Origin of the sequence: Methylobacterium variabile, assembly GCF_001043975.1 — a bacterium.
GTDB classification, from domain to species: Bacteria; Pseudomonadota; Alphaproteobacteria; order Rhizobiales; family Beijerinckiaceae; genus Methylobacterium; species Methylobacterium variabile.
Genome location: NZ_LABY01000402.1, coordinates 1 through 767 on the forward strand (window position 1 = coordinate 1; position 767 = coordinate 767).

Consider the following 767-nt stretch of genomic DNA (forward strand, 5'->3'; position numbering starts at 1 on the left):
CGACGCCGCGGGCGAGCCCGTCCGCGTTGGTGTGGACGAGAAGGTCGAGGCCGAGATCCTTCGCGCGCTGGTCGCGGAAGGCGATCATCTCGCGGAACTTCCAGGTCGTGTCGACGTGGAGCAGCGGGAACGGCAGCCGGCCCGGCGCGAAGGCCTTCAGGGCCAGGTGCAGCAGCACAGAGGAATCCTTGCCGATCGAGTACAGCATCACCGGGTTCTCGGTCTCGGCGACCGTCTCCCGCATGATGTGGATGCTCTCGGCCTCCAGGCGCTGAAGATGGGTCAGGCGCTGCAGGTCATCTGCGCGGGTCTTGAGGGCGGCGCTCATGCGGCCAGCTCCGGGTTGGCGGTGTTCGAAGACTTATCCGGGAAACTCTTACCGGCAGACTTTGCCGACTCGAAGGCAGCGGGCTCCTGACCGGGGCGCAACTGGCTTCCCGGCGCGCCTGCGACATGCAAGCCACATTCCTGCTTGCCCGCCTGCTCCCACCACCAGCGGCCGGCCCGCTCGGGCTCGCCGACCTTCACGGCGCGGGTGCACGGCGCGCAGCCGATCGACGGGAAGCCGCGGTCGTGCAGCACGTTGTAGGGCACGTAGTTCTGGTGGATCAGCTCGGCGATCGCCTCCCGGGTCCAGTCGGCCAGGGGATTGAGCTTGATCAGCCCGCGGGCCAGGTCGGCCTCGGCGAGGGGCGTGTCGGCACGGTTGGCGGACTGGCCGGCGCGCAGGCCGGTGAGCCAGCCGGCGGCGCCCGCGAGCGCCCGGC

At 70.1% G+C, this 767-nt stretch carries 2 protein-coding genes; both read right to left on the minus strand.

The features are described from left to right. Nucleotides 1–328: phosphoadenosine phosphosulfate reductase domain-containing protein (locus VQ02_RS33500; protein ID WP_048448600.1), on the minus strand; the 328-nt coding region annotated here is incomplete at its 3' end. Continuing rightward, nucleotides 325–767, minus strand: a 443-nt coding sequence (locus VQ02_RS33505) for a phosphoadenosine phosphosulfate reductase domain-containing protein (protein WP_048448601.1), incomplete at its 5' end; no start/stop codon positions are given. The genes VQ02_RS33505 and VQ02_RS33500, both read right to left, overlap by 4 nt.